1 protein-coding gene is annotated in these 1,577 nt (G+C 62.8%); it reads left to right on the top strand.

Going from position 1 to position 1,577, the window contains the following annotated elements; genetic code table 11:
* On the top strand, positions 1-1,188 hold a 1,188-nt coding region (locus tag DBR23_RS28265), incomplete at its 5' end, for a serine hydrolase (protein WP_108500271.1).
* Positions 1,189-1,577 lie beyond the last annotated feature (389 nt).

The following is a 1,577-nucleotide window of genomic DNA, read 5'->3' as shown; positions in this document are numbered from 1 at the left end:
GGCACACCCCGCGTGCCCGGGGTATCGGCGGCGGTGACCGACCGCCGCGGCACGATCTACGAAGGCGCGCGCGGTGTCCGCAACACCGGAACCGGCGAGTCGTTTGAACCCGACACCGTGTGCGCGATATTTTCGACCACTAAGGCCATCGCAGGAACGGCTTGCTTGCAACTGGTGGAAGAGGGGCTTCTCGACCTCGACGCGCCTGCGAAGGAGTACGCGCCCCAACTTGCCGACATCATGGTCATCGAGGGCTTCGGCAAGGACGGGCAACCCAGGCTGCGCCCACCGAAACGCGACATCACGACACGTCACCTGCTCACCCACACAGCCGGCTTCAGCTACGACTTCTTCAACGAGACGTACACCCGCCTCGCCAACGAGCAGGGCCAGCCCTGGGTGGTCGACGCGTCGTGGAAGTCGATCAAGACGCCACTTCTGTTTGATCCGGGCGAGCAGTGGTCATATGGGAGCAACATCGATTGGGCCGGTATGGTGCTCGAGGGAATTACGGGCAAGCGGCTCGGCGAGGTCATGCAGTCGAGAGTTCTCGGTCCCCTCGGGATGGCCGACACCGCCTTCACGATGACCCCCTCCATGCAATCCCGGCAAGCAACGATTCACGCGCGCGAGGATCGCGATGGCTCGCTCGTTCCGCTCAACGGGGTGACCTTGCCGCAGGATCCGGAGGTCCACATGGGAGGGCACGGCCTCTACGGGACCGCGTCGGACTATGTGAAGTTCATCCGCATGTGGCTCAACGACGGGCGCAGCGACGGCGGCGAACAGATCCTTCGACCGGAGACCGTCGAAATGGCATCTCGCAATCATTTGCCCAAGGGCATGCACGTGAAGATGCTGCCCGGCGTCGATGCGACCAAGACGGCGGCGTCCATCCTGCCCGTATCGAGGCCACGGCTGTCCAATGACGCCGAGTTCTTCCCCGGCATGCCCAAGACCTGGGCACTCACGTTCATGATCAACGAGGAAGAAGCACCCACGGGTCGGCCGGCTGGTGCGCTCGCATGGGCCGGCCTCGCTAACCTGTACTACTGGATCGATCGCGCGAACGGCATCGGCGGGTATTGGGCGACCCAGATCTTCCCGTTCGTCGATCCGACCTCGGTAGCGGGCTTCCTTGAGATGGAAAAGGCAACCTATCAGCACGCAAAGCCTCGCGCCCGATAAGAGGCACAAGGCCGCACCGCTCGAGGAGGCAACCGGGATCATCGCGGTCTCGCCGCTGATCGGCTGTGAAGTCGGGCCGTTCGACATCCGGCGCGCGGGTGAGTGTCGGCTTTCGACCAAACGGCCCGTCCGGCGGGGTAGATCTCACGGGAGTTGATCGGAAGCCGTCCGCGCGTTGGGTCCATCGACCGGCGAGGGTCTTCTTCGGGCCCGTACCGGTGGTTCAGAGTCGAGGATTGACTGACTGCACGAACTGGCTGTTGATTTCCACGCAAAGCTGACCCTCCTGGGGATTAGTGGGGGTGCGGACGAAAACTTGGACTACTAGAAGGTAGTTCATGTATTCCTACGAAGACCGAATCCGAGCCGTTGAGCTCTACATCAAGCTC

This window comes from Acidovorax sp. HMWF018 (assembly GCF_003061035.1).
Lineage (GTDB): Bacteria > Pseudomonadota > Gammaproteobacteria > Burkholderiales > Burkholderiaceae_C > Acidovorax > Acidovorax delafieldii.
Note: the sequence above shows the minus strand (reverse complement) of the source record. Positions and strands in the feature narration are given on the sequence as shown.